A 26378-nucleotide genomic window follows, 5' to 3' on the forward strand; every position below is an offset into this window, starting at 1 on the left:
GCTCACCGTCATGACGGACCCGCTGCCCGACCCCTTCGCGGGCCAGCCGGACTGGGCACCGCTGCCGCCCCGACCGATCGAGATCGTGCCCGCCACCGCCCGGGTGGACCTGCGGGGGCGCCGCGTGCTCGTCGGGCTACCCGGCCTGGGCTGGCGGGGTGACCTCCGGGCCGACGACCGCGTGGTGCAGGGCAGCCGCACCTACGTGCCGGTCATCCCGGAGCACGAGTGGTACCGGGCGGAGGCCGACCAGGTGGAGGTCTTCGCGCCGCTGGTGCCCGTCGACCGGGTCTGGGTGGAGACCGTCGGGGCGCGCCGCGATCCGGCCAGGCGGGAGGCTGACCGCCTCGTGTCGCTGGACGCACCGGCGCACCGCGCCCCGACACCGGTCTTCGAGGCGGACGCCGTCGCCGGCCGGCGGGTCGTGCACGTGGTCGACTCGGTCGAGCACCGGGACCTGCGGGCGGTCACCGAGACCTACTCGGGCGCCGAGGGGGACATCTGCGTGCGCATCACCCGGGAGGTCGAGTGGTACCGGTGGGCCTGGCGCGGCCAGTCACCCACCACCCTGGAGGTGCCGGTCCATCTCCTGTGGATCGAGTGAGCAATCAAGTAGCCCTCCGGCCACCGCAGACTCGCCAATCATCGGTGAGGCGAGTGTTGAACTGCCACGGCTGACGGTCAGTCTGGGCAATGCCGTCGACATAGGCGGAAATGACGAGCTCCACCTCGACAACTGCTTGGTCGCCCTCACTTTGAACCAGGAGGCTCCCCCAGCTGACCGAGATATCAGTGGAAAAACGCTCCTCGCGCGAAACAAGGTCACCTCGCAGCGCCTGCAGCTCAGCTACGGAAGCACCATCGCGGCACGTGAATGCAGCGGCCCGTGCGTCGTTTCGGTCCACAAGGAACGCATGAAGGTAGCCGCTGACCACCACGTCGGGGGCGCTGCGGTCCGGGGCGGTCGCGCGGTCGTACAGCACGTAGCCGGCGGCGAGCCCGCCCAGTAGCAGAGCCACGAACGCCGCGGCGGTGACGGTGAGGATCGTGCGGACCCGGCGGCGCGGCGGGATCGGCGCCGGCGCGAGGGGCGGGGGCGCCAGCTGGTCGGAGGGGGACCGCTGCGCCGGTACGCGGGAGACCTGGGAACCGGCGGGGGGCTGCACTGATTCCACCCCCTGAGGCTAGCGGCTGGCGCCGGGAGACCCAATGCCCCAGATTTCGCGGATCGTGACGGACCCCTCCCCTCCGGTGACATCCACAACAAACACCGGCGCACCGCCGTTGTGCGTCCGCCGGGAGTGGGTGATCCTGGGTTACCGTCTCTGCGCGGGGAGGGGTTGCCGACCTCGCGCAGAGGGGGTGGACACGGTGGCCGGTGCGAGGACACGGGCGAGCCGGGCCGCCGCCCTGCACCGCCGGGCCGCCGCCACCGCGATCGCCGCCGTCGACGTCCTGGACGGCATCCGTCCCGTGCCCGCCGACCACGGCCGCCAGTACGAGCTGGCCGACCGGCTGCGTACGGCCGCCGCCCTGCTGGCGCCGGGCTGGGCGGGTGCGGCGCTGGACACGCTCGCACCGTCCACTCCGGCCGGGGAGGGACCGCCGTCCTTCGTGCGGGTCGGCACGGCGGCCCCGCTCGACGACGCCCGGTTTCCCGCCCTGGTGCCGTTGATCGGCACGGGGAACCTGGCGATCGACACCGACGCCCGGGATCCCCGGGTCGCGGGGCTGCTGCGGGCCGTACTGCTGCGGCTGTTGGCGGCCACGCCCGCCGGGTCGCTGCTGGTCCGCGCGGTGGACGGGACGGGTACGGCGCTGGCGCCGTTCGCGGCGCTCGGGGACGCCGGGATCCTGCCGCCACCGGCGACGGACGTCGCCGGCCTGCGCGCGGTGCTGACCGAGGCGGAGCAGTGGGTGGCGCCTGGAGCGAGCGGCCGCCGCCGGCACGACCGGGTCCTCCTGCTGGTGATCGCCGCGCTGCCCGAGCCGACCGGCTCCACCGACCTCGCGCGGATCGAGACGCTCGCCGAGCAGGGCCGGTCCAGCGGTCTGCACCTGTTGGTGGCGGGCTGGCCGGCCGGCCGTCGGCCGGTGCCGCGCGCCACGCCCCTCGCGATCCGCACCGCCTACGCCCTCCTCGGGGACCCGCCGGGCGCGTCGTTCGCCGGCCCGCGCGCCCCGGCCGGGGCGCATCCCGACCTGGCCGGCACCGCGGGCACCGAGGGCCCGGGCAGGGCGGACGGTGACCCGCCGGGCGGCCTGAACTCACCGGTCTTCGTCGAGCCGGACCCGCCGCCCGATCTCGTCGGGACGGTCTGCCGCCGGCTGGCCGACCAGGTCGAGGCGGGCTCTCGGCTGGCGTTGGCCGACCTGCTCCCGGGCCAGGATGAGCCCTTGTGGACGGCGACCTCGGCGGGCGGCCTGTCGACGACGGTCGGCGATGCCGGCGGCCGGCCGGTGTCCCTGGGTCTCACCGAGCTCACCCCACACTGGCTGGTCAGCGGGCGCTCCGGCGCCGGCCGGTCGACCTTCCTCACCACCGCCCTGCTCGGCCTGACCGCCCGGTACGGCCCGGAGGAACTGGTCCTTTACGTCGCCGACCTCGGCGGCGGCGAGTCCTTCGTGGAGTTCCTGCAGACCGAGCGGGACCGCTCGTGGATCCCCCAGGTGCGCGCCGCCGCGATGGCGGCCGACCGGGAGTACGTGCTGGACCTGCTCGATCTCCTGGTGGCCGAGGTACGCCGCCGGGAGGACGCCGGTGCCCGGGCCGGCGGGCAGCGGTTCGCCGAGTTGCGGCAGCACCGGGAGCTGCCCCGGATCGTCTGCGTGGTCGACAACCTGCCGCTGCTCCTCGCCGGGCGGGACCGGATCGCCGCCGAGGCCGCCGCCCGGCTCGACGCGGTGGCCCGCGCCGGCCGGTCGTACGGGGTGCACCTGGTCCTGGCCGGTGAGGGCGACCTGGGCCTGGGGAGCCGGACGGACCGGGACTCGGTGCTCGGGCAGTTCCCGGTGCGGGTGGCGCTGCCGGGCGGCGGCGCGGTGCTCGAACCGACCAACGACTCGGCCGCCGGGCTGCCGGTGGGCAGTGCGGTCGTGAACACCGCGGGTGGGCTCGGCGGCCCCCGGGGTGCCATCCGCGGGCACGAGCGGGTGGTCCGCTTCCCCGATCCGCAGGACCACCCCGACGTGGTGGAGGCGCTGCGGCACCGGCTGTGGGACGCCCGCCCGGAGCGGGCCGCGCCGCCCGTGGTCTTCGCCGGGTACGCGCGCCCGTTGCTGCGCAACGATCCCCGGTACCGGACGGCGCTCGGCGGCGGGGCACCGGGGCCGGCCGCCCTCCTGGGGCGGGCGTTGGACGTGACGCGATCGACGGTGGCGGTGCCGCTGGGCCCCTCACCGGGGCGCAACCTGGCCGTGCTGGGGCCGGGGCCGGAGTCGGCCGGGCTGCTGGCCACCGCTGCCCGTAGCGTCGCCGCCCACCACCCACCGGGCACCGCTCACTTCGTGCTGGTGATCCCGGACGACGACGCCCGTCCGCTGGCCGAGGCGCTCGCCGCCGAACTGGCCGAGCGGCACCCGGTCGAGGCGGTCGACCGCGCCGGCCTGCTCGACGTTCTCGACGCGACCGGGCCGGCCTACGTGGTCGCCTTCGATCTGGACGGCCCGCCGGGGCAGCTCGCGCCGGAGCGGCTGGGCGTGCTGCTGCGGGAGGGACCGCCGGCCGGACGGCACCTGCTGGGCCGGTGGCGCACCGTGCCGTCGTTCGCGGCCCTGCTGGAGCCGGAGCGCGAGGTGACCAAGGTCACTGCGGTGGCCGCGGTGGACGTGCCCGGGGCGCAGCTCGCGACGGTGTTCGGTCGCGCGGTCGAGTGGCGTCCCCGGCCGGCCCGGGCGGTGCTCTGGGACGGTCCGGGTGAGCAGGGCACGGTCCTGGTCCCGTTCGCGCTGGACGGAGCACCGGCATGAGTCGCGCGCGTACCCACGCCGCTGGCCCCGGGCGCCAGCGGACCACCGACGGCACCGCACCCGCCGACGTCGCGCCCACCGGCGCCGCCGGCGGTCCGGTCGCCACCGCCTGGACGGAGTACCTCGCGGCGACCCGGCAACTGGACGGGGTCCGCCGGGACGCGGCCACCGCCGCGGGTGAGCAGGCCCACGCGGTCCAGGCCGCCCGCGAGGAGCTGGCGACGGTACGCACGCGCCTGGCAGCGCAGGAGGCGCGGCTGCGCGAGGTCGGTGTACCGCCGATCTCGCTGGTGCCGACACCGCCGGAGCTGACGGAGGCGACCCGGTCGATGGCGAGTGGGCCCTCGGCCGTGCTGGCGGCGCTGCGGATGGCCGGCAGCCGTGCGGACGCGGCGGACGCGGCGCTGGCCGCGCGTGGGCTGGTCGGCGCGGCGGGTTGGCCCACCGCGGCGCGCAACCTGCTGGTGTACGCGCCACTGGCCCTGCTGGTGCCGCTGGTCCAGGTGGTGCTCCTCGTGGTGACCGGGCCGGGCCCGGTGACCCTCGCCGCGCTGGTCGTCGGGCTGCCGATGCCGGCGGTGGCGTTCGCCGCGGGGTGGCTGGGGGTCGGGCGGCTCTTCCCGGCCGGGCCCGGTGGGCGGGCGGACCGTACCGCCCGGCTGGGCGCGCTGGTCTGCCTGGTGCCGGCGGTGCTGGTCAGCGCCGTGCTTCTGCTCGCGCTCCTGGCCGGCTGAGCTGAGCCCGCCACCCCACCGTCGTCGACGGCATTGGCGGGCGGCCCGCCGTTGCCCGGCGGCCGGTCAGCGGGAGTTGATCAGAGCCATCGCTTCGGCGCGGGACTTCGCGTCGCGCTGGAGAGTGCCGCGCACCGCGGACGTGATGGTCTGGGCACCCGACTTCTGGATGCCGCGCATGGCCATGCACATGTGTTCGCACTCGAGGACGACGATCACGCCGCGCGGGTCGAGCCGCTCCATGAGCAGGTCGGCGATCTGCGACGTGAGCCGCTCCTGCACCTGGGGCCGGCGGGCGAAGACCTCGACCAGCCGGGCCAGCTTGGACAGGCCGGTGATCCGGCCGTCCGGGCCGGGGATGTAGCCGATGTGGGCGCTGCCCCGGAACGGCAGCAGGTGGTGCTCGCAGAGGCTCATCACGTCGATGTCCCGGACGAGGACCAGCTCCTCGTGGTTGGCCTCGAAGGTGGTGGTGAGCACCTGCGCCGGGTCGACGCGGAGGCCGGCGAACAGCTCGGCGTACGCGCGGGCGACCCGGGCGGGCGTCTGCTGGAGCCCGTCGCGGTCCGGGTCCTCCCCGACCGCGATCAGGATCTCGCGGACCGCCTTCTCGATCCGGGCGAGGTCCATCGTGTCCTCGATCGGGCGGCCGGTGAGCTTGCCGCTGATCAGCCGGGCGGCGACGTAGTCCATGGCGTCGTCGTCGGGTTCCGTGGCGGAGGCGGCCAGCCCCCGGTGGGGGCTGGCCGCCGTCTCGTCGGTGCTCAGTGCGTACCGTCCGAGTTGTTCGAGGCCGGGCCGCCGCCGACGGAGGCACCGTCGGCCTGGGCCTGCGCCTTGAGCGCCTCCTTCTCGGACGGGGTCAGCACCGGCGGCTCGGTGGAGGGCTGGCGCTTGCCGAAGCCGTTGTACGGGGCCATCGGCGGGCGCTTCGCCACCCGGGCGCAGATGCGGGCCATGTCGGCGGTGGAGAGGGTCTCCTTCTCCATCAGCTCGAGCACGATGTTGTCCAGGACGTCCCGGTACTCGACCAGGATCTCCCAGGCCTCGTCGTGCGCCAGCTCGATCAGCGCCCGCATCTCGGCGTCGATCTCGGCGGCCACCGCGTCGGAGTAGTCCCGCTCGTGGCCCATGTTGCGGCCGAGGAACGGCTCGTCGCCGCTGGTGCCGTACTTGATGGCGCCGAGCTTGGAACTCATGCCGTACTGGGTGATCATCGCTCGGGCCAGCTGGGTGGCCTTCTCGATGTCGTTGCCGGCGCCGGTGGTGGGCTCGTGGAACACCAGTTCCTCGGCGGCCCGGCCGCCCAGCGCGTACGCCAGGGTGTCGACCATCTCGGCGCGGGTCTGGGTGTACTTGTCCTCGGTGGGCAGGACCAGGGTGTGGCCCAGCGACCGGCCGCGGGACAGGATCGTCACCTTGTGCACCGGCGCGGCGTGCGGCAGCGCCCAGGCGACCAGCGCGTGCCCACCCTCGTGGTACGCGGTGATCTTCTTCTCCTGGTCGCTCATCACCCGCGTGCGCCGCTGCGGGCCGGCGATCACCCGGTCGATCGACTCCTCCAGCGAGTCGTTGGTGATCGCCCGCTGGTCCTTACGGGCGGTGAGCAGCGCGGCCTCGTTGATTACGTTGGCCAGGTCGGCGCCGCTGAAGCCCGGGGTCCGCCGCGCCACGGAGTCGAGGTCGACGTCCGGGGTGAACGGCTTGCCCTTGGCGTGCACCCGCAGGATGGCCTTGCGACCCTCCATGTCCGGCGCGTCCACCGGGATCTGCCGGTCGAAGCGGCCCGGCCGCAGCAGGGCCGGGTCGAGGATGTCCGGCCGGTTGGTGGCGGCGATCAGGATCACGCCGCCCTTGGTGTCGAAGCCGTCCATCTCGACGAGCAGCTGGTTGAGGGTCTGCTCGCGCTCGTCGTGGCCGCCGCCCATGCCGGCGCCGCGGTGGCGGCCGACCGCGTCGATCTCGTCGACGAAGACGATCGCCGGGGCGTTCGCCTTGGCCTGCTCGAAGAGGTCACGGACGCGGCTGGCGCCGACACCCACGAACATCTCCACGAAGTCGGAGCCGGAGATTGAGTAGAACGGGACCCCCGCCTCGCCGGCGACGGCGCGGGCGAGCAGCGTCTTACCGGTGCCGGGAGGGCCGAAGAGCAGCACACCCTTCGGGATCTTGGCGCCGAGCGCCTGGTACTTCGCCGGGTTCTGCAGGAAGTCCTTGATCTCGTGCAGCTCCTCGACGGCCTCCTCGGCGCCGGCCACGTCCGCGAACGTGGTCTTCGGCGTGTCCTTGGTGATCATCTTGGCCTTGGACTTGCCGAAGTTGAGCACCCGGGAGCCGCCGCCCTGCATCTGCGACATGAAGAACAGCAGCAGCAGGACGAGCAGGGCGATGGGGAGCAGGTTGACCAGCAGGCTCACCCAGATGCTGTCGGACGACACCTTGACGTCGGCCGGGCCGGTGACCCGGTTGTTCGCCTTGGCCTCGAGGACCTCGTTCCAGACCTCGTCGCCGACCTCGTACGGGAACTGCGCCTCGATCCGGTCGGTGGTGGTGTCGCCGAACTTGACCTCTTCGGCCAGGTCGAGCTGGATCGTCTGTTCCTTGTCCTGGAAGACGACCTTATTGATCTTGGGGTTGCCGGTGTTGAGCTGGTCGAGCGCAACGGAAGTGTCCACCCGGTGGTAGCTGGGACCAGCGGTGAACAGCTGACTGAGCACAACGGCGCCGAGGATGACCAGGATGATCCAGACCACCGGTCGGCGGAAGAAACGCGTACGTTCCATACTGTTGTCGAGCGCCGTGACGCCCGCATCCTCCTGATCGACGTCCTGACCGTCTGATGGTGTCGCCGCCAGCGCGGCGGCCGAGCCGCCGTGCGGGCCGGCATCGACCCCGGGGCGCCGAATCGCGCCGCGGTCATTCGACGGTACACCGTGCACGCGAGGTATGAGCTTGCCAGCCGGGCACTTACGCGCAGGGCGAACCGGGGTTTCAGCCGGCGCAGCGGGAGCTCCGCACCCGGCCACCCGACCGCCCGGTCACGCGGTGCGAGGGGTCGGGCGTGGAGAGTGCCTCCACGCCACCGGCCTCCACCGTAGTCCGGCTGCCTGAGAGTCCGCTGAATGTCGGCGGGACGTCGCCGTCAGGAGCGGGCGTAGACCTCGGGCTTAAGGACGCCGACGTAGGGCAACTCGCGGTAGCGCTCGCCGAAGTCGAGGCCGTAGCCGACGACGAACTCGGTCGGGATGTCGAAGCCGACGTACTTGACCGGGACCGGCACCTTCACCGCGTCCGGCTTGCGGAACAGGGCGACCACCTCGACGCTCGCCGCCGAGCGGGACTCCAGGTAGCGCAACAGCCAGGAGAGGGTCAGCCCGGAGTCGACGATGTCCTCCACCACGACCACGTGCCGGCCGGCGATGTCCCGGTCCAGGTCCTTGAGGATCCGCACCACCCCGGAGGAGGTGGTGCCCTGGCCGTACGAGGAGACGGCCATGAACTCCAGCTCGGCCGGCGGGCCCTGGCGGCCCAGCGCCCGGGCGAAGTCGGCCATGAACATCACCGCGCCCTTGAGGACACAGACGAGCAGCAGCCCGTCCTCGACGTCGGCGTAGTCCGCCGAGACCTGCTTGGCGAGTTCCGCGGTCTTCTCGCGGATCTGCGCCTCGGAGATGATCACGTGGTCGATGTCGGCGTCGTACCAGGAGCCGTCAGCCATGGCTCCTAGCCTGCCGTACGCCGGATGGCCCCCGTCGGCGGGGCCGCCCCTTCTGGGCACGGTCCCGCCCGGGATCTTTCCGACGAAGGCCCCCAGAACGCTCAGCAGGCACGGGACCGCCAGCGCCGGCCGCCGTCGGTCGGCTTCCAGTCAGCCGAGTCCCGGCTGTCCGCGGTGAGGCCGGCCGCCGAGGCGGAGGCGAGGAGGACGAGGAACAAAAGGAACAGCAGGAACTCCATGGCGGCGCTCACTTTCGCGAGGTTCGTGTCGGTTTCGCCGCCGGTGCGCACCGGACTGCCCCCAGTTTCCGCCACACCCACCCGGCCGGAAAGTGGCAGGAATGCCATTGGCCATCGATTTCCTGCCACCCCTGTGGTTACCCTCGTCACATGCTCCGCTCCGTCGCCGTCATCGCCGTCGACAACGTCGCCCCGTTCGAGCTCGGGGTGCTCGCCGAGGTCTTCGGCACCGACCGCACCGCCGACGGCTTCCCCGGTTACCGCTTCTCCGTCTGCACCGTCGACGGCAGGCCCGTCCGCACCTCGTCGGGCTTCCACCTCACCCCGCACGGCGACCTGACGGCGGTCGACGAGGCCGACCTGGTGGCCGTGCCGGCGCACACGCACGGCACCCCGGTGCCGCCGGCCGCGCTCGCCGCGCTGCGCCGGGCCGCCGGCCGGGGCGCGTACGTGCTGAGCGTCTGCTCCGGCGCCTTCATGCTCGGCGAGGCGGGGCTCCTCGACGGCCGCGAATGCACGACCCACTGGAAGTACGCCGACGACCTGCAACGCCGCCACCCCGACGCGAAGGTGCAGTGCAACTCGCTCTACGTGCAGGACGGGCGGGTGCTCACCAGCGCCGGCACCGCCGCCGGCATCGACGCCTGCCTGCATCTCGTCCGCCAGGAACACGGGTCGGCGACGGCCACCAGGCTGGCCCGCCGGATGGTGGTCCCCCCGCACCGCGACGGCGGGCAGTCCCAGTACGTCGAGGCCCCGATCCCGAAGGCCCCCGAGGCGCCCACGCTGGAACCGGTGCTGGAGTGGCTGATGGGTCACCTGGACCGGCCGCTGACCGTGGACGACCTGGCCGCCCGGGCCGACATGGCACCCCGGACGTTCGCCCGGCGGTTCCGGGCGGAGACCGGCACCACCCCGCACGACTGGCTCACCAACCAGCGGGTGCTGCTGGCCCGGCGGCTGCTGGAGGAGACCCGGCTCACCGTCGAGGAGGTCGCCGACCACGCCGGCTTCTCCGACGCCGCGGCCCTGCGCCACCACTTCATTCGGCGGGTGGGCGCCACCCCGCAGGCGTACCGGACCACCTTCCGGGACCGCACCCCGGCCGGCTGACCCCACCGGCCCGGCCTCGGTGCCGGTCGGGTCCGGTTGGCCTCAGAAGCCGACCAGCCCGCCGTCGACCCGGGACTCGGAGCCGGCGACGTACCCGCCGTCCGGGGATCGCCAGATCGCCTGCCCGTACCCGAAGACCGACGGCTCGGCCGGGACGGCGACCTCGTGGCCCCGGGCGCGCAACCCCGCGACCAGACCGGGCTCCGCCGCCAGGCCCGGCTCGACGAGCAGCGACCGCCCGGCGTGCCAGTACCAGCGCGGCGCGTCCAGCGCCGCCTGCGGATCCAGCCCGCCGTCGAGGGTCGCCGACACGAGCTGCACGTGCCCCTGCGGCTGCATGTGCCCGCCCATCACCCCGAACGGGCCGACCGGCAGACCGTCGCGGGTCAGGAAGCCCGGGATGATCGTGTGGAACGGACGCTTCGCCGGCGCGACCACGTTCGGGTGGGCCGGGTCGAGGCGGAAGCCCAGACCCCGGTTCTGCAGCGCGAAGCCGTACCCGGGCAGCACCACGTGCGATCCGAACGCCAGGTAGGTGGACTGGATGAGGCTCACCATCATCCCGCCCGCGTCGGCGGTGCAGAGGTAGACCGTGCCGCCCCGCTCGGGGTCACCGGCCACCGGTTCCCCGGCCCGGTCGGTGACCAGCGCCCGCCGGGCGGCCGCGTACCCCGGGTCGAGCAGCGCCGCCGTGGGCACCGCCGCGCGGTCCGGGTCGGCGACGTGGGCGTGCGCGTCGGCGAAGCCGAGCTTGACCGCCTCGACCTGGCGGTGCACCCGCTCGGGCGGCGGCACGTCCGCGAGGTCCAGGCCGTCCAGGACGTGCAGGGCGAGCAGGGCGGCGAGGCCCTGCCCCGGCGGCGGCAGCTCCCAGACCTCGCGCCCCCGGTAACGGGTGTGCACCGGCTCCACCCAGGTCGAGCTGTGCCGGGCCAGGTCGTCGCCGGTGAGGAAGCCGCCGGTGCGGGCGGCGTGCGCGTCCAGCGCCGCGGCGACGGTGCCCCGGTAGAAGTCCTCCGCCCCGCTCGCGGCGATCCGCCGCAGCGTCCGCGCCGCGCCCGGGTTGCGCCACCACTCGCCCGGCCGGGGCGCCCGCCCGCTCGGCGCGAACACCCGCGCGAACTCGGCGTACTCCTCCCCCACCAGGCCGGCGTGCCCGGCGAGCGCCCGCTCCCAGGCCACCGCCACCCCGGCGGAGACCGGGTGGCCGTGCTCGGCGTACCCGATCGCGTCGCTGAACAGCTCGGCGAACGGCAGCGACCCGAACCGGTCGTGGAGGTCCCGCCAGCCGGCCGGCGCGCCGGGCACCGTCACCGGCAGCCAACCCCGGGCCGGCATCGCCGGACCGCGCCCCTGCGCGCCGCCCAGCGCGGCCACCGGCTGCGCGCCCGCACCGCCGGTCGCGGCGAGGACCACCTCGCGGGTCAGCGCCGCCGGGGACCGGCCGGCGCCGTTCAACCCGTGCAACCGGTCGCCGTCCCACACGATCGCGAAGAGGTCGCCGCCGATGTCGTTGGACGGCGGCTGCACCACGGTCAGGGTGGTCGCGGTGGCCAGTGCGGCGTCGACGGCGTTGCCGCCGCGCCGCAACACGGCCAGGCCCGCCGCCGCGGCCAGCGGATGGCTCGTCGCCACCGCGCCCCGCGGGGCGAACAGGGGCCTCCGGGGGTACGCCATCCGCCATGTCTACCGCCTCCGGCGGCTCCCGGACACCCCACGCCCGCTCACCGGCTCCGGCCGCACTCCGGCCGCACTCCGGCCGAAGTGACCCTCGCCGTCGCCTTTGCTCTGCTTCAACCCACGCAACACTTCCGGACACGAACTGGTGCGCCGGTTGAAGCAGAGCAAAGGGACCGAGGGGACAGGCGGCCGCTGGCAGGCGGGCCGGGTGGTGCCTGGTTCAGCGGGGACCGACGGCGGTCAGGCGGTGGTCGCGGCGGACCACCCGCAACCCGCCCGGCAGGTACGCCGCCCCCTGCCCGCGCCAGCCCGTGACCAGGGCGTCCAGGGCGGCCACGTGCCGGTACGACAGCGCAGCCGGCGGCGCGCCCAACTCCCGGGCCCACGCGTGCAGCACCCGGCCCCGGACGGCGGGCGCAAGACCGGCGAGCCCGGGCACCGACAGCGCACCCCCCGGCTCCCGGACCGTGTCGAACGCACCGGCGGCCAGGTCGTCGAGCGCCTCGTTGTCGGCGGCGACCAGGCGGGCGGTGCGGGCCAGGTTGTCCAGCACCCCGGGCCCGAGGGCGCGGACCAGCGCCGGCAGCACGTCGGCCCGCACCCGGGCGCGGGCGTACGACGGGTCGGCGTTGTGCGGATCCTCCCAGGGGCTCAGCCCGAGCACCGCGCACGCCGTACGGGTCTGCTCCCGGCTCACCTCCAGCAGCGGGCGCAGCAGCGGAACCCCGTCCAGACTCCGGTGGGCCGGCATCCCGGCCAGCCCGCGCGGGCCGGCCCCACGGGCCAACGCGAGCAGGACCGTCTCCGCCTGGTCGTCCCGGGTGTGCCCGGTGAGCAGCGCCGCCGCGCGGTGCCGGCCGGCGACCTCGGCCAGCGCCTGGTAGCGGGCGTCGCGGGCGGCGGACTCCGGGCCACCGGGCCGCCCGGCCACCTCGACCCGGACCGACTCGACGGGGTCGAGGCCGGTCTCCCGGGCCCACGCCGCCACCGCCGCCGCCCGCTCCGCCGAACCCGCCTGGAGGCCGTGGTCGACCGTCACCAGCCCGGCGGTACGGCCCAGCCGCGGCGCAACGAAGGCGGTGGCGGCGGCCAGCGCGAGCGAGTCCGCACCCCCCGAGCAGGCCACCAGCACCGGCCCGGAACCGGGCAGGCCGGTCAGCGCGCGGCGGACGGCGACCCGGATCGCGGCGACCGGCGGTGCCAGCGCGGCCACGGGCGGACGGTCAGCCGGCGGCCGGCAGCGGGCCGGCCGGCCCGTGCACCCGGCCAACCCAGGCGTCCGGGTCGCCCAGCTCCTCCAGCCGGGGCAGGGTGAGCGGCGAGGCGAAGATCCGGTTGAAGCCCTCCATACCGACCCGGTCGACCACACCGTGCACGAACTTGCGGCCCTCGGCGTACTGACGCATCTTGACGTCGACACCGAGCAGGCGGCGGATCGCCTTCTCCAGCGGGTTGCCGGCCTCCCGGCGACGGTTGAACGAAGCCCGGATGCGCTCCACGCTCGGGATCACCTGCGGGCCGACACCGTCCATCACGAACTCGGCGTGCCCCTCCAGCAGCGTCATCAGCGCGGTCAGCCGGTCCAGCACGGCCTTCTGGGCCGGGGTCTGGACGAGGTCGAGCACGCTGGTGCGGCTCTCCGGGTCCTTCACCGCGTCGGAGAGCGTGGCGACGCCCCGGCGCAGCCGCTCCAGCAGGTTGTCGCCGCCGGCCGAGGACGCGTCGACGAACGCCTGCACCTCGCTGAGGAAGTACGCCCGCATCCAGGGCACGGCCGTGAACTGCGTCCGGTGGGTGACCTCGTGCAGGCAGACCCAGAGCCGGAAGTCGCGGGGGTCGGCGCCCAGCTTCCGCTCGACCTCGACGATGTTCGGCGCGACCAGGAGCAGCTGGCCGGGGTCGGCGGAGAACACCTCGTACTGGCCGAGGACCCGGCCGGACAGGTACGCCAGCACCGTCCCGGCCTGCACACCCGTGACGCGCGAGCCGACCGCCTCGGTCAGCGCGCCGGGCTGCTTGTCCTTGGTGAGCCGGCTGACCAGCGGGCCGATGACCTCGCGCAGCCCGGCGATGTTGGTCGCCGCCCAGTCGCGGCGGTCGACCACCCGCACCGGCGGGTGCGACACCTGCGACCGCAGCCCGGTGTAGTCGGCGACGTGCCCGGCCGCCTCGTCGGTCAACCGCCGCAGATCGCCGACCACCTCGGTGGCCTCCGCGTACGACACGCGTGGGCCCGACTTGCCCAGCGCCCCCGCGGTCGCGGCGGCCAGATCCCAGTCCACGAACTGCGCCATGGACCCACCGTACCCGCGCCGCCACAACCCGGCCCGGGCTCGACCGCCGCGCGGGGAGCACCCACCCTCCCGGCGACGCCCCGAGGGGGCCCGTTCACCGGGCCCGGTACGGCCGGTGGACAGGCCCCTAACGGCAGCCGCAGCCGGCGAGGGCGGCGGCGATGCGGTCGAGGGCGGCGCGGGGCCCCTCCTGCCCGTCCGGCGTCCGGTCGGTGAGCACGGCGAAGCCCAGCAGCCGGCCGTCGACGGTGGTCACCACGCCCGCGATCGCGTGCACCCCGCTCAGGGTTCCGGTCTTGGCGCGGACCACGCCGGCACCGGCCTTCGCCGCCGCGCCCGCGTACCGGTCGGCGAGCGTGCCGGACCAGGCGGCGACCGGCAGGCCGCCGAAGATCGCGGCCAGCTCGGGGCGGGTGCCGTTGCCGGCGAGGGTGATCAGGTCGGTGAGCAGCGACGGGCTGATCCGGTTGGTCCGGGACAGGCCGCTGCCGTCGGCGAGGGAGAGTTCGTCGGCCGGCAGGCCCAGCTCGGCGGCCACCGCGTCCATCGCCTTCGCCGCCCCCACGAACGAGGCCGACTCGTTCCGGGCCAGGGCGACCTGGCGGGCCAGCGCCTCCGCGACGACGTTGTCGCTGTCACTGATCATGAGATCGACCAGTCGCACCATCGGCAGCGAGTGCACGACGCCCAGCTCGCTGCCCGGCGCGCCGGCCGTCGCGTCCGCCCCGGCCGTCGGCGCCTTGCCGCGCTTCACGGCGCCGGTCGGTACGCCCAGCAGCCGGGCGAAGGCGCGGCCGGCGGCGAGGTCCGGCTGGCTCACCCGCTCGGCGGCGTGGTCGCCGTTGTCGTGGTCCTTCTTCGCCCGCGGCACGTCGCTGCGCGCACCGTCGGTCATCAGCGCGGTGATCGACCCGCCGTAGCCGCCGGTCGGGATGTCGTCGTCCCAGCCGGGCTCGTGCACCGGGCCCGTGTAGAGCGACGAGTCGACGGTCACCTTCGTGGGGCTGGTGCCGCCGAGGGCCTGCTTCACCTGCGCGGCCAGGTCGTCCAGCCGGGCCGCGCCGGGGTAGAAGCCGTTCTTGTCGACGGCGAGGGTCGGATCGCCGCCGCCGACGAGCACCACCTCGCCCGGGTTCGCGCCGGCGACCGCCCGGGTCGGGATCCGGTACCCGGGGCCGCGCGCGGCGAGCACGGTCACCCCGGTGACCAGCTTCGTCACCGACGCCGGCACCGTGCCGTCGTCCGCGCCCCGGCCGTAGAGCGACTCGCCGGTGGCGACGTCGGTCACCGACACGTTCACCCGATCGCCGAGCGCGGCGGCGCCGACCAGCGAGTCGATCTCGGCGCGTATCCCGGCGGCGGTGGGCAGCGGCGCGTTCGCGTCGGCGGCGGCCAGCACCGCCGCGGGCGCCGGCTCCGGCGTCTCCGTGGCGACCCGGTCGCCGGCCGGCTCGTCGCCCAGCCACTCCGCCACCGGACCCGGGCGGACCACGACGACGCCCACCAGGGCCAGGACGAGAACCAGCACCGTGGCCAGCACGGAGGGAAGGGTCCGGCGACGGCGCGCCGGAGGTACGGGGGCGGCCGGCGGGGACCCGGCGGACGGGCCGGCCGGCGGACGGGCCGACCCCGACGGCGGCGGGCCGGCGGGCGGCCGGGAGGCGGCGGCCGCCCAGAGGTCGAGCGGTTCGGGCCGGGGCGCCGCGCCGGGCGGCACGGCCGCACGGCCGCTGCCGGGCGGCACGGCCGCACGGCCGCTGCCGGGCGGCACGGCCGCGCGACCGCTGCCGGGCGACGGCCACGACCGTGCGGGGTCCGGCCCGCCGGGCGGCGGCCACGACGCCGGAGCCTCGTTACCGTGGGTGGGCCGGTCGGCGGCCGAGCCGTACATCCGACCGGGTGGTGGGGTACGCGACGGGTGGGCGTCGGGAACGTGGACCCGACCGGTGGCACCGCCCCGACCAGATCCGCCGGTCCCCCGTCCAGAGCTCTCCTCCGGGCGGTAGTGTGAATCTTCCCTCCCCACGACCCCCTCCTCCCGCTGCGAAAATCTGCTTGGGTGACACTACTTCGGTCCGAACACTATGCGGGGGCCGGAGCACCGGTCGGGGTTTCGCCCTGTCCGGAGAGCGACGACGCCGCTGGTCCGTTGCCAGCGTGGGCAGACGAGGGAGCGTGCAGATGGATTTCGACGTCACGGTTGAGATCCCCAAGGGTCACCGCAACAAGTACGAGGTCGACCACGCGACCGGCCGGATCCGGCTGGACCGCACCCTCTTCACCTCCACGCAGTACCCGGCCGACTACGGCTTCATCGAGGGCACTCTCGGTGAGGACGGCGACCCGCTGGACGCGCTGGTGCTGGTCCCCGAGCCCACCTTCCCGGGCTGCCTCATCCGCTGCCGCACCATCGGCATGTTCCGGATGACCGACGAGAAGGGCGGCGACGACAAGGTCCTCTGCGTGCCCTACGAGGACCCGCGCCAGGAGCACCTGCGCGACATCCACCACCTGGGCGAGTTCGACCGGCTGGAGATCCAGCACTTCTTCGAGGTGTACAAGGACCTGGAGCCCGGCAAGTCCGTCGAGGGTGCGACCTGGGTCGGCCGCCAGGAGGCGGAGGCGGAGATCGCCGCCTCGTACCGGCGCGCCCAGGAGGCCGCCGAGCGCGGCGAGTCCACGCACTGACGCGTCAGCAGACACCGACCTGCCCGGGGGCCGCTCAGCCGAGCAGCCCCCGGGCCTGTTCGTACAGGTCGAGCACCGCGCAGGCGACCGGGACGACCGAGACCACCAGGGCGGTGTCGGCGAGGTCGGCGGTCCGCCCGACGTACGGGGAGACCGGCCGCCGCGCGTACGTGGTGCCCGCCGCGACCGCGACCAGGGCCAGCGCCAGTCCGCCGAGGGTCAGCGCGAGCAGGCCCCCGGGGCCCGACCGGTCGGCGAGCACGGTGCCGAGCACGGCGTAACCGGCGAGCCCGGCGACCACCGCCGGCACCCGGTGCCGGACGGCCACGAACAGCCGGGCCCGCAGCAGCAGCACGGTCGCGGCGACGCCGACCAGCACCCAACCGGCGACACCGCCGGTGAGCCCGAGCAGCACGGCGGCGAGGCCGGCCAGCACGGCGTGTCCGACGAGCATCCCGGTGAGCATCTCGTCGGTGCGGGCCACCGCCGCGTGGACCCGTTCGCGGTCCGGCAGGTCGCGCACCCGGTCGAGGCCGCCGCCCGGATCGCCGGTCGGCAGGGTGATCGGCGGCAGCGGCACCTTCCCGAGCCGGATCGCCAGCAGCGGTATCGCGCCGACCGCGAAGACGAGCACGCAGAGCAGGACCGCCGCGGCGCCGGCCGGGTCCAGCACCATCCCCCCGATCGCGGTGACCGCCCCGGCGAGCCCCACCACCGCGCCGGCGACGAAGACCCGGACCCGGGCCGCCACGCCGGCCAGGGCGAGCACCGAGACGAGCAGCAGCGCCGTCGCGCCGGCGAGCAGTTCGGGTACGCCGAGCCACCGCAGCCCCGGCACGACGCCGACCGGGTCCCCGCTGCTGACCGCGAGGGCGCCGGCCGTCGCGGCGTACGGCAGCGCGTACCCGCCGAGGGTGGCGCCGGCCGCACCGTCCGCGTAAGCCCGCGCGGCCGCCGTCCCGGCGAGGGTGAGCAGTAGGGCCACCGTGGCGGCGGCGGGCCAGCCGGCGGGGTGACCGGGACCGCCCGCGAGCACGGCGAGCAGGCCGACGGCCAGCGGCACCGCCGCGCCGGCCAGGGCGGCGACCCGGGTGGCAGCCGGGGACCAGGCGCCGCCACGCCGCCGCGCCCCGTCGGCGATCGCCTCGACGACGTCGTCGTACTCCAGTTCCGGCCACTGTGCGCGGGCCGGCACCAGGTGCAGCACCTCGCCGTCGCGGACGCCCTGGGGAAGCAGGGCCTGGGCGGTGGCGAGCGCCGCGCCGTCGCTGCGCCGCAGCACCCAGCCGCCGTGCCGCTCGCCGTCGTCGGCGAGCCCTTCGCCCGCGTGGCGCAGCACCTCGGGCAGCAGCTCGGCCAGCGGCACCTGCTCCGGCAGGGCCACGTCGAGCCGCCGCTGGGGAGCGTTGATGGTGACCCGGGCCAACCCGATAGTCATCGATGCATCTCCATGTCGAGCGGGGTTGGTGGCTGCGCGGACGACAGGACTCTACCTACGATGAGCCAGGCTCGGGTTACCCAGCGCTGTCAGGAGATCGAGTGTCCACTGTCGTCATCAAGCGGCCACCCCGCCGCCCGGCACCGGAGATTCCGGTCGGTGAACTGCCGGTGGAGGCACCTCCGGAGATCCCGCCGGTCACCGGCGGGCGCTGGCAGCAGCTGCTCATGGTGCTGCCGATGCTGGGTGGCTCGGTGGCGATGGCGATGATGTTCGGCCGCGGCGGCGGCGCGTACTCGTACGTCGTCGGCGGGATGTTCGGGCTGTCGTCGCTGGCGATGCTGGTGACCTCCTGGGGCAGCGCCGCCGGCAGCCCGAAGAAGTCGGAGATGATGGCCGCCCGGCGGGAGTACCTGCGGCACCTCACCGGACTGCGCCGGCGGGTACGGGAGACCGCCGGACGGCAGCGGGCCGGGCTCTACTACCGGCACCCGGATCCCGGCCGGCTCTGGTCGACCGTCGACAGCCACCGGGTCTGGGAGCGGCGGCCCACCGATCCCGACTTCGCGGTGGTACGCGTCGCCGTCGGTCCGCAGACCCTGGCCACCCCGCTGGTCCCCCCGGTCACCCGGCCGCTGGAGGAGCTGGAACCGATGACCGCCGGCGCGCTGCGCCGGTTCCTGGACGCGTACTCGGTCGTGCCCGACCTGCCGGTGGCCCTGTCGCTGCGCAGCTTCGCCCGGGTCCACGTCCGCGACACGGCCGCCGGGCCCGGCGGTTCGCCCGCCGCCACCCAGGCGCTGGCCCGGGCGATGCTCACCCAGCTCGCCGTCTTCCACGCCCCCGACGAGCTGCTGGTCGCGGTATGCGCGGCCCCCGAGCGGCGGCCCGCCTGGGAGTGGGTCAAGTGGCTGCCGCACGCCCACCACCCCACCCGCACCGACGCGCTCGGCCCGGTCCGGCTGGTGACCAGCTCGGCCGTCGAGTTGGAGGGCCTGCTCGACGAGGTGCTGGGCAGCCGCTCCCGGTTCAGCCCGGCCGGCCCGGCCACCGACGGCCCCCACGTGGTCGTGGTGCTCGACGGCGGCGACCTGACCGGCGCGGCCGACCTGACCGGGGAGAGCGGCATCGACGCGGTCACGGTCATCGACCTGGACACGCCGCCCCCGCGCCTGCTGGACCGGTACGCCCTGCTGCTGGAGCTGCGGGCGGGCCGGCTGCACTCGCACTCCGCCGACGGGCACGCCGAGGTCGGCGTGGCCGACCGGCTCGACCTGACCGACGCCGAGGCGGTGGCCCGCCGGCTGGCACCGATGCGGCTGGCCACCGCCGTGCACGGCGGCGACGCGGCACCGGGTTCCGACCTCGGCCTGCTCGACCTGCTCGGCCTGGGCGACGCGGAGAGCTTCACCGCCGAGCAGGGCTGGGCGCCCCGCCCGCCGCGCGACCGGCTGCGGGTGCCGATCGGGGTCGGCGCCGACGGCGGCACGGTGGAGCTGGACCTGAAGGAGTCGGCGCAGGACGGGATGGGCCCGCACGGGCTGCTCATCGGCGCCACCGGTTCGGGCAAGTCCGAGCTGCTCCGGACGCTGGTGCTCGGGCTGGCCGCCACGCACAGCTCGGAGCAGCTCAACTTCGTGCTGGTCGACTTCAAGGGCGGCGCCACCTTCGCCTCGTTCGACCGGCTGCCCCACACGGCGGCGGTCATCACCAACCTGGCCGACGCGCTGCCGCTGGTCGACCGGATGGTCGACGCGATCAACGGCGAGCTGGTCCGGCGGCAGGAGTTGCTGCGCCGCGCCGGCAACTTCGCCGGCGTACGCGACTACGAGCGGGCCCGGGCCGCCGGCACCCCGCTCGCCCCGCTGCCGTCGCTGCTGCTGGTCTGCGACGAGTTCTCCGAGCTGCTGTCGGCGAAGCCCGACTTCATCGACCTGTTCGTCCAGATCGGCCGGTTGGGCCGGTCCCTCGGCGTGCACCTGCTGCTGGCGTCGCAGCGGCTGGAGGAGGGCCGGCTGCGCGGACTGGACACGCACCTGTCGTACCGGATCGGGTTGCGGACCTTCTCGGCGCTGGAGTCCCGGACGGTGCTCGGGGTGCCGGACGCGTACGAGCTGCCGCGCTCTCCCGGGCACGGGTACCTGCGTTCCGGCACCGACCCGCTGGTCCGCTTCAAGGCCGCGTACGTCTCCGGGGCGGTACGCCGGCGCGGCGCGGCGCCGGGCAGGGACGCGGCCGGGGGGTCCCGCGTGCTCGCGTTCACCTCCCACCTCGTCCCGGTGCCGGAGCCGGTCGGTCCGCCCGCCCTGCCGGCGGCCGAGGAGCAGGGCGGCACGACCCTGCTGGAGCTGCTGGTCGGCCGCCTGGCCGGGCAGGGCCCGCCGGCGCACCAGGTCTGGCTCCCCCCGCTCGGCCCGGCGCCAGCGCTGGACGAGCTGCTCGGCCCGGCCGCCGTCGATCCGGCACGCGGTCTCACCGTCGGCAATCCGGAGCTGCACGGCGCGCTCCAGGTGCCGGTGGCCGTCGTCGACCGGCCGTTCGAGCAGCGGCGGGACCTGCTGTGGCTCGCGCTCGACGGGGCGGCCGGGCACGTCGCCGTGGTGGGCGCGCCGCAGAGCGGCAAGTCGACGGCGCTGCGCACGCTGATCGCCGCCCTGGCGCTCACCCACACGCCCGCCGAGGTCCAGGTCTACTGCCTCGACTTCGGCGGCGGGGGCCTGGCGGCGCTGCGGGAGCTGCCGCACGTCGGTGGGGTGGCCGGCCGTGCGGATCCGACGGCCGTCCGACGCACGGTCGGCGAGGTCACCACCCTGCTGGCCGATCGGGAACGCCGCTTCGCCGACCTCGGGGTGGAGTCGATGGCGGCCTGGCGGCAGCGGCGCGCCGCCCTGGCCGGCACCGCCCAGCCGGCCGCCGATCCGTTCGGCGACGTGTTCCTCGTGGTGGACGGCTGGGCCACGCTGCGCGGCGAGTACGACGACCTGGAGCCGTCGATCACCGATCTCGCCACCCGCGGGCTGTCGTACGGGGTGCACGTGGTGGCGACCGCCGTCCGCTGGCTGGACTTCCGGCCGGTGATCCGGGACCTGTTCGGCTCCCGGCTGGAGCTGCGCCTCGGCGACCCGTCGGATTCGTTGATCGCCCGCCGCGCGGCGGCGAACGTGCCGGAGAAGACACCGGGCCGGGGCGTCACCGCCGAGAGCCTGCACTTCCTCACCGGCCTGCCGCAGCTCGCCACGGGCACGGACACCGCCGACCTGGTCAAGCGGGTCGCCGCCGCCTGGCGCGGCCCGGCCGCCCCGCCGGTCCGGCTGCTGCCGCCGGTGCTGCCGTACGCCGACCTGGACCTCGCCGCGACCACCGGGCTGCGGATCCCGGTCGGTGTCGCCGAGGCCGACCTGCGCCCGGTGGTGGTGGACTTCGCGGCCGAGCCGCACTTCGTGGTCTTCGGCGACGCGGAGTGCGGCAAGTCGTCGTTCCTGCGCGCGCTGGCCACCTCGATCATGGCCCGTTTCACCCCGGAGCAGGCCCGGGTGATCCTGGTCGACTACCGGCGCAGCCTGTTCGACCTGACCGAGGCGGTGCACGTCATCGGCTACGGCACCGCCGCCGCCCACACCACCGAGCTGCTGGAGTCGGCCGCGGGCTATCTCCAGGCCCGGGCGCCGGGGCCGGAGGTCACGCCGGCCCAGTTGCGGGAGCGGTCCTGGTGGTCCGGTCCCGAGCTGTTCGTGCTGGTCGACGACTACGACCTGGTCGCCAGCGGCCCGGCGAACCCGCTGCGGGCCCTGGAGGAGCACCTGCCGCACGCGCGGGACGTGGGCCTGCACCTGGTCCTCGCCCGCCGGACGGGCGGCGCCGGACGGGCGCAGTACGAGCCGGTGGCGCAACGGCTGCGGGAGCTGTCCACGGCCGGGCTGGTGATGGCGGGCAGCCCGGAGGAGGGTGCGCTCGTCGGCCCGGTGCGGCCCGGACCGCTGCCGCCGGGACGGGGGCGGCTGGTCACCCGACGGGAGGGCGTACGCCTGGTCCAGTTGGCGCATCTGCCGCCGCCGTGACTGGTGTCCCCGGAACGCCCCGAAGGGCGGGCGGGAACCGGTAATCTCCCATCGTCATGTTTGCGTCGAGGTGAATGGCCGAGGATGTGACCAGGGTGCGGCGGAGCGGTGCCGCTCGACGTGCTGCCGGCCGGGCGTTGCTCGGAGTGGCGGCCGTTGTCGTGTCCGTCGGCCTGCCGTCCGCACCGGCGGCGGCCACCGCCGGCCCCGGCCTGCAGCGGGTCGCCGCGCAGGTCGCCGCACCCGGCGCGTACGTCGACCCGGTCGTGTCGGGCGCCGCCGCCGGCCCGCTCGCCGCCCCGCCGGTTGGCCGGGCCCCCGACGCGAAGGGACGCACCGACCCGGTCCGCGACGAGCAGTGGCAGATCGACGCGTTGCGGGCCACGACCGCCTGGCGCACCTCCACCGGGTCCGGCGTCATCGTCGCGGTGATCGACTCCGGAGTGGACGCCTCGCATCCGGACCTTGCCGGCCAGGTCCTGCCGGGCCTGGACCTGGTCGACCCGCAGGGCGCCGGCGACCCGGATCCGGTGGGTCACGGCACCACCGTGGCCGGCCTGATCGCCGGGCGCAACGACGACAGCCGCGGTGTGGTGGGCCTGGCGCCCGAGGCGCGGATCCTGCCGGTGCGGGTCCTCGACGCCAAGAACCGCTACGACGACGCCATGGTCGTCGCGAAGGGTGTGCGTTGGGCCGTCGACAACGGCGCCCGGGTGATCAACCTGTCGCTCGGCGGCAGCAGCGACAGCGCGGCCCTGGCCGCCGCGCTGGACTACGCCTTCGCCCGCGACGTGGTGGTCGTGGCCTGCACCGGCAACGTGGCGACCTCGACCAACAGCAAGGTGTGGTACCCGGCGCGCGAGCCGGGCGTGCTAGCGGTGTCCGGGCTCGACCGGGACAGCGAGAACCTCTGGTCCGGTGCGATCACCGGCCGCCAGACGGTGCTCACCGCGCCCGCCACCGGCCTGGTCGGTGCCCGTTCCCCCGGCGGCTACTGGCGGGTGCAGGGCACGAGCTTCGCCGCGCCCCTGGTGGCGGCCACCGCCGCGCTGGTCCGGGCCCGCTATCCGCAGATGTCCGCCGGTGACGTGGTCAACCGGCTGCTGGCCACCGCCCGCGACATCGGGCCGACCGGCCGGGACGAGCGTTTCGGGTACGGGCTGGTGGATCCGGTCGCCGCGCTGACCGCCGACGTGCCGGCGATCGGGCGCAACCCGCTCGACGACCAGTCGTCGCCCGGCGTGGTCGGCTTCGGTCCGGCACCCGGGACGGCCGACGCGGCGGCGAGCGGCCGCGAGGTGGGCATCGACGCGTCCCGGCAGCAGACCCGCTGGTCGGCCCAAGCGGCCGGCTCCCAGCACGACTCCACCCCCGAGCGGCTGTGGACCGGGCTGGCGATCTCAGTCGCGCTGCTCACCGGGACCGCGCTGGTGGTGCGCCGGCTCCGCCAGTGGGGCCGCTGACCGCTCGCCGGATCCGACCGACGCCGGTCTGACCGGGTCACTTCCGGGTAGAACGGACGGCATGACTCCGTCCGGCCCCCGTACGCTCCACCGGCCGTCCCGCCTGTCGTGGCGGGAGCGACGGCTGCACCCGGACCACGCCCGGGGCCTGCGGCTGACCCTCGCCGTGGCGGCCGCGTTCCTGGTGCTGGTGCCGTTCACGCTGCTCGCCCTGCTGGTGCTGTCGTCCTGGTCACCGCTGCGCCGGCTGGACCGGGCGGTGACCGAGGCGCTCGTCGGCTACGGCCTGGACCACCCCGACTGGGCCCGGGCGATGAACGTCTGGACCGACGCCTTCGGTCCGATGCCGCTGCGGGTGGGCGCGCTGGTGCTGGTGCTCTGGCTGCTCCGGCACGGCCTCCGGCAGTTGGCGCTCTGGGTCGCCACCACCATGACGGTCGGCGGGCTGCTGGGACCGCTGCTCAAGCTGCTCGTCGGGCGGCCCCGGCCGGACCTTCCGGAACCCTTGGCGCAGGCGGTCGGGCTGGCGTTCCCGTCCGGGCACGCGCTGAACGCCGCGCTGGCCGCCGGGGTGCTGCTGGTGGTCTTCCTACCGGCGGGCCGGCCCGGCGGGCGGTACGCGGTGTGCGCCGCCGCGCTGGTACTCGCCGGGGTGACCGGGTTCAGCCGGGTGGCGCTCGGGGTGCACTGGGCCAGTGACGTGGTGGCCGGCTGGCTGCTGGGCGCCGCCGTGGTGACCGCGACCGCCGCCGCCTTCACCGTCTGGCGGGACGTCCCGCCGGCCGCCGGGCCGGCTGTCGCGCGGCCGGAGCCGCCGGCACGCTGACCGGGCTGCCCCGCCGCAGGCCAATGTGCGGATCCGCGCGACAGGCCCCAGCTACGTGCACTCGCCGGTGGCGACGCCACGGGTGCGCTCGGCGCCGGCCAGGGCGACCGGCCGGGCCTCGGCGGCGGTCACCGCGAAGCCGGTGTTCGGGTCGTCGGCCGCCGCCGCGAAGATCACCCCGAGCACCAGGCCGTTCGAGGAGACCAGCGGGCCGCCCGAGTTGCCGCTCTGCACCAGCGCCCGGATCGTGTAGATCTCCCGGGTCACGTTCCCGCCGGAGTAGATGTCCGGACCGGTGATGTCGTCGACGTCCCGGATCCGGGCGGACTGCGCGTTGTACGGGCCGTCGAGCGGGAAGCCCAGCACGATCGCGTCCGCGCCGCTGCCCGCGTTGCCGGCGGCGAAGCGCATGGACGGGCCGGGCAGGCCGGGGGTGTACAGCACGGCCAGGTCCCGGTCCGGGTCGTACACGACCACCCGGGCGTCGTACCGGTCGCCGTTGAGTTCCACGACGGTGGAGCGGGTGCCGGCGACGACGTGCGCGTTGGTCATCACCCGGTCGTCGGCGTACACGAAGCCGGAGCCCTCGATCCGGCGGGAGCAACTCGGCGCGGAGCCGAGGACCTTGACCACCGACCGCTGGCTGTTCGCCACCACCTGGGAGCCGGCGAGCGCCGGGTCGGGCGGGGCGACCTGCCGGGCGCGGGTCGGGGCCAGGTCGCCGAACACGTCGGGGAATCCGTTGGTGTCGACCGTGTCCCGCAGCGCGGTCGACAGCTCCTGCGCCTGGTCGGGCAGCACCCGGTCCACCACGGTGAGCAGCGCGCTGTTGCGGATCGAGGCGGCCAGCCACGGCAGCGACGACGAACCCAGCGGCACCGCGACCAGCCAGGCGACGAGGAGGACGGCGAACAGCGAGACGAACGCGCCGCCGATGTCGTCGGCCTGCCGGCCGACGTCGCTGGTGATCGTGCGGCGCAGGTGGGACCCGAGCCAGCCGGCGAGGGCCTGGCCCACCACCGCCAGCCCGAACACCGCGACCAGGGAGATCAGAACCCGGGTGCCGCTGTCGACGAACTGTTGCGCGAGCAACGGCCCGATCTGGAGCCCGACCAGCGCGCCGAGGAAGAAGCCGGAGAACGACAGCACCCCGATGACGAAGCCCTGGCGATATCCGCTGATCGCGAACACGAGCATGAGCAACAGCAGTACGAGATCCACGGCGGACACGCCGTCAAGCGTACGGGCACCGGACCCGTGGAATGACCATCGCTGGCGGAAGGTGACTGTCAAGTCAGCGCAGGGCGGTCTCGTCCACCTCGTCGGTGCCGGCCGACGGCGCCGGGCTGGCCCCCGTCGGCGGGAGTTCCAGCACGCGTCCCCGGTGCCACGGGCGGGCCCAGCCGCCCATCTCCAGCAGCGCCGACAGCACACCGGCGGTGAAGCCCCAGACCAGCATCCCGCGCACCGAGAACGCCGGGCCGACCCAGCCGCTCGGGTGGCGTACCCGCATCCGGTTCTCCGGGTCCACCAGTTCGGCGACCGGCACCCGGGCGACGTGGGCGACCTCGGCCGGCTCCCGGGGGTGCACCGGATGCGGGGCGTGCCACCAGGCGAGCACCGGGGTCACCACGAAGTCGCTCACCGGGATCCAGAGTTTCGGCAGCTCGGCGAGGACGGTGACGCTGGCCGGGTCGAGGCCGACCTCCTCGTTGGCCTCGCGGAGTGCCGTCGCGGACGCGTCCGCGTCCTCCGGATCGGCCGCCCCGCCGGGGAAGGCCGGCTGGCCGGCGTGGTTGCGCAGGGTGGCGGCCCGCTGGAGGACCAGCACGTCCGGGCCGACGCCGGGCGCCTCGCCGAGCAGCACCAGCACGGCGCTCTCCCGCCCACCCTGCTCGGGGGTCACGAGCCGGGTGAAGTCCTCGGTGCGCGCGCTGCCGAGCCGCGTCAGCAGCGGGTCGAGCCAGGGCGGCGGCTGACGGCTCACGCGGGCACCGCCTCACTCGCCGGCGCGGCGGACGCCGCCGCCCACGCCGACGCGGCCCCGCACCCGGGCCCTAACCCGCTCATTGGTGCACCCTTGTCTCACTCGAGCTGATGTTGGTTCGAGTGCACCGGTGACCGTCGGGCCATCGCCCAGCTCGCTCGATCTTTGAGG

Annotated in this window: 20 protein-coding genes; 8 read left to right on the forward strand and 12 right to left on the reverse strand. The window is 75.1% G+C overall.

What is annotated here, in order from left to right; translation table 11 throughout:
* Nucleotides 1-10 precede the first annotated feature (10 nt).
* The gene (locus tag AB0873_RS26550; RefSeq protein WP_366603009.1) at nt 11-604 is read left to right on the forward strand and encodes a hypothetical protein; all 594 of its coding nucleotides are present in this window, start codon (nt 11-13) and stop codon (nt 602-604) included.
* Nucleotides 605-608: 4 nt separating this feature from the next.
* Here the strand turns inward: AB0873_RS26550 and AB0873_RS26555 are convergent, their stop codons facing one another.
* Nucleotides 609-1166 carry a hypothetical protein gene (locus AB0873_RS26555; protein ID WP_366603036.1) on the reverse strand — a complete coding sequence of 186 codons (558 nt, stop codon included), beginning with the start codon at nt 1164-1166 and terminating at the stop codon, nt 609-611.
* Between the two features lie 196 nt (nt 1167-1362).
* Here AB0873_RS26555 and AB0873_RS26560 point away from each other — a divergent pair, with 196 nt between their 5' ends.
* Together AB0873_RS26560 and AB0873_RS26565 are read left to right on the forward strand one after the other, a co-directional pair.
* Nucleotides 1363-3969 carry an FtsK/SpoIIIE domain-containing protein gene (locus AB0873_RS26560; protein ID WP_366603010.1) on the forward strand — a complete coding sequence of 869 codons (2607 nt, stop codon included), beginning with the start codon at nt 1363-1365 and terminating at the stop codon, nt 3967-3969.
* Nucleotides 3966-4703, forward strand: coding sequence for a hypothetical protein (locus AB0873_RS26565; RefSeq protein WP_366603012.1), 738 nt, complete (start codon nt 3966-3968; stop codon nt 4701-4703). The genes AB0873_RS26560 and AB0873_RS26565 overlap by 4 nt, the downstream gene beginning before the upstream one ends.
* Nucleotides 4704-4769: 66 nt before the next feature.
* Here the strand turns inward: AB0873_RS26565 and folE are convergent, their stop codons facing one another.
* From folE to AB0873_RS26585, 4 genes are all read right to left on the reverse strand, one after another.
* The gene (gene folE, locus AB0873_RS26570) at nt 4770-5432 is read right to left on the reverse strand and encodes a GTP cyclohydrolase I FolE (protein WP_155329896.1); all 663 of its coding nucleotides are present in this window, start codon (nt 5430-5432) and stop codon (nt 4770-4772) included.
* 35 nt (nt 5433-5467) lie between these two features.
* A complete protein-coding gene (gene ftsH / locus AB0873_RS26575; protein ID WP_366603014.1) occupies nt 5468-7486 on the reverse strand; it encodes an ATP-dependent zinc metalloprotease FtsH in 2019 nt (672 codons plus the stop codon).
* 359 nt (nt 7487-7845) lie between these two features.
* Entirely contained in the window at nt 7846-8421 is a 576-nt protein-coding gene (gene hpt, locus AB0873_RS26580; protein ID WP_155329894.1) for a hypoxanthine phosphoribosyltransferase, read from the reverse strand.
* A 101-nt stretch (nt 8422-8522) separates the two neighbouring features.
* Nucleotides 8523-8768, reverse strand: coding sequence for a hypothetical protein (locus AB0873_RS26585; protein WP_366603038.1), 246 nt, complete (start codon nt 8766-8768; stop codon nt 8523-8525).
* Between the two features lie 42 nt (nt 8769-8810).
* Here AB0873_RS26585 and AB0873_RS26590 point away from each other — a divergent pair, with 42 nt between their 5' ends.
* Nucleotides 8811-9773, forward strand: coding sequence for a helix-turn-helix domain-containing protein (locus AB0873_RS26590; protein WP_366603016.1), 963 nt, complete (start codon nt 8811-8813; stop codon nt 9771-9773).
* A 42-nt stretch (nt 9774-9815) separates the two neighbouring features.
* Here the strand turns inward: AB0873_RS26590 and AB0873_RS26595 are convergent, their stop codons facing one another.
* The 4 genes from AB0873_RS26595 to dacB form a co-directional block, all read right to left on the reverse strand.
* The gene (locus tag AB0873_RS26595; protein WP_366603018.1) at nt 9816-11450 is read right to left on the reverse strand and encodes a gamma-glutamyltransferase family protein; all 1635 of its coding nucleotides are present in this window, start codon (nt 11448-11450) and stop codon (nt 9816-9818) included.
* A 223-nt stretch (nt 11451-11673) separates the two neighbouring features.
* Nucleotides 11674-12666, reverse strand: coding sequence for a tRNA lysidine(34) synthetase TilS (gene tilS / locus AB0873_RS26600; RefSeq protein WP_366603020.1), 993 nt, complete (start codon nt 12664-12666; stop codon nt 11674-11676).
* A 10-nt stretch (nt 12667-12676) separates the two neighbouring features.
* Nucleotides 12677-13747 carry a zinc-dependent metalloprotease gene (locus tag AB0873_RS26605; RefSeq protein ID WP_155329889.1) on the reverse strand — a complete coding sequence of 357 codons (1071 nt, stop codon included), beginning with the start codon at nt 13745-13747 and terminating at the stop codon, nt 12677-12679.
* Between the two features lie 127 nt (nt 13748-13874).
* Entirely contained in the window at nt 13875-15287 is a 1413-nt protein-coding gene (gene dacB, locus AB0873_RS26610) for a D-alanyl-D-alanine carboxypeptidase/D-alanyl-D-alanine-endopeptidase (RefSeq protein WP_366603022.1), read from the reverse strand.
* Nucleotides 15288-15928: 641 nt separating this feature from the next.
* Between dacB and AB0873_RS26615 the strand changes: the two genes are divergently transcribed.
* Nucleotides 15929-16435, forward strand: coding sequence for an inorganic diphosphatase (locus AB0873_RS26615; protein WP_155329887.1), 507 nt, complete (start codon nt 15929-15931; stop codon nt 16433-16435).
* Between the two features lie 34 nt (nt 16436-16469).
* On the opposite strand, the gene eccD is transcribed toward AB0873_RS26615, so the two are convergent.
* Complete coding sequence (eccD, locus tag AB0873_RS26620) at nt 16470-17873, reverse strand: type VII secretion integral membrane protein EccD (RefSeq protein ID WP_366603024.1); 1404 nt, start codon at nt 17871-17873, stop codon at nt 16470-16472.
* 101 nt (nt 17874-17974) lie between these two features.
* Between eccD and eccCa the strand changes: the two genes are divergently transcribed.
* The 3 genes from eccCa (at nt 17975) to AB0873_RS26635 (ending at nt 24220) form a co-directional block, all read left to right on the forward strand.
* On the forward strand, nt 17975-21931 hold the full coding sequence (gene eccCa, locus AB0873_RS26625) for a type VII secretion protein EccCa (RefSeq protein WP_366603026.1): 3957 nt from the start codon (nt 17975-17977) through the stop codon (nt 21929-21931).
* Nucleotides 21932-22005: 74 nt separating this feature from the next.
* Nucleotides 22006-23394, forward strand: a complete 1389-nt coding sequence (gene mycP, locus AB0873_RS26630; protein ID WP_366603028.1) for a type VII secretion-associated serine protease mycosin — start codon at nt 22006-22008, stop codon at nt 23392-23394.
* Nucleotides 23395-23455: 61 nt separating this feature from the next.
* Nucleotides 23456-24220, forward strand: coding sequence for a phosphatase PAP2 family protein (locus AB0873_RS26635; RefSeq protein ID WP_366603029.1), 765 nt, complete (start codon nt 23456-23458; stop codon nt 24218-24220).
* Nucleotides 24221-24271: 51 nt separating this feature from the next.
* On the opposite strand, the gene AB0873_RS26640 is transcribed toward AB0873_RS26635, so the two are convergent.
* Nucleotides 24272-25450 (reverse strand): MarP family serine protease, encoded by a 1179-nt coding sequence (locus AB0873_RS26640; protein ID WP_366603030.1) that lies wholly within the window; start codon nt 25448-25450, stop codon nt 24272-24274.
* Nucleotides 25451-25514: 64 nt separating this feature from the next.
* Nucleotides 25515-26207 (reverse strand): CoA pyrophosphatase, encoded by a 693-nt coding sequence (locus AB0873_RS26645; RefSeq protein WP_366603032.1) that lies wholly within the window; start codon nt 26205-26207, stop codon nt 25515-25517.
* Nucleotides 26208-26378 lie beyond the last annotated feature (171 nt).

This window comes from Micromonospora sp. NPDC047707, from assembly GCF_040704235.1.
In the GTDB taxonomy this organism is placed as follows: Bacteria; Actinomycetota; Actinomycetes; order Mycobacteriales; family Micromonosporaceae; genus Micromonospora.

Coding starts and splice junctions, on each gene's coding strand:
- AB0873_RS26615 (WP_155329887.1), top strand. CDS start 15,929: ATGGATTTCGACGTCACGGTTGAGATCCCCAAGGGTCACCGCAACAAG.
- ftsH (WP_366603014.1), bottom strand. CDS start 7,486: ATGGAACGTACGCGTTTCTTCCGCCGACCGGTGGTCTGGATCATCCTG.
- AB0873_RS26585 (WP_366603038.1), bottom strand. CDS start 8,768: ATGGCATTCCTGCCACTTTCCGGCCGGGTGGGTGTGGCGGAAACTGGG.
- AB0873_RS26605 (WP_155329889.1), bottom strand. CDS start 13,747: ATGGCGCAGTTCGTGGACTGGGATCTGGCCGCCGCGACCGCGGGGGCG.
- mycP (WP_366603028.1), top strand. CDS start 22,006: ATGGCCGAGGATGTGACCAGGGTGCGGCGGAGCGGTGCCGCTCGACGT.
- AB0873_RS26590 (WP_366603016.1), top strand. CDS start 8,811: ATGCTCCGCTCCGTCGCCGTCATCGCCGTCGACAACGTCGCCCCGTTC.
- AB0873_RS26550 (WP_366603009.1), top strand. CDS start 11: ATGACGGACCCGCTGCCCGACCCCTTCGCGGGCCAGCCGGACTGGGCA.
- AB0873_RS26635 (WP_366603029.1), top strand. CDS start 23,456: ATGACTCCGTCCGGCCCCCGTACGCTCCACCGGCCGTCCCGCCTGTCG.
- AB0873_RS26565 (WP_366603012.1), top strand. CDS start 3,966: ATGAGTCGCGCGCGTACCCACGCCGCTGGCCCCGGGCGCCAGCGGACC.
- hpt (WP_155329894.1), bottom strand. CDS start 8,421: ATGGCTGACGGCTCCTGGTACGACGCCGACATCGACCACGTGATCATC.
- eccD (WP_366603024.1), bottom strand. CDS start 17,873: ATGACTATCGGGTTGGCCCGGGTCACCATCAACGCTCCCCAGCGGCGG.
- AB0873_RS26595 (WP_366603018.1), bottom strand. CDS start 11,450: ATGGCGTACCCCCGGAGGCCCCTGTTCGCCCCGCGGGGCGCGGTGGCG.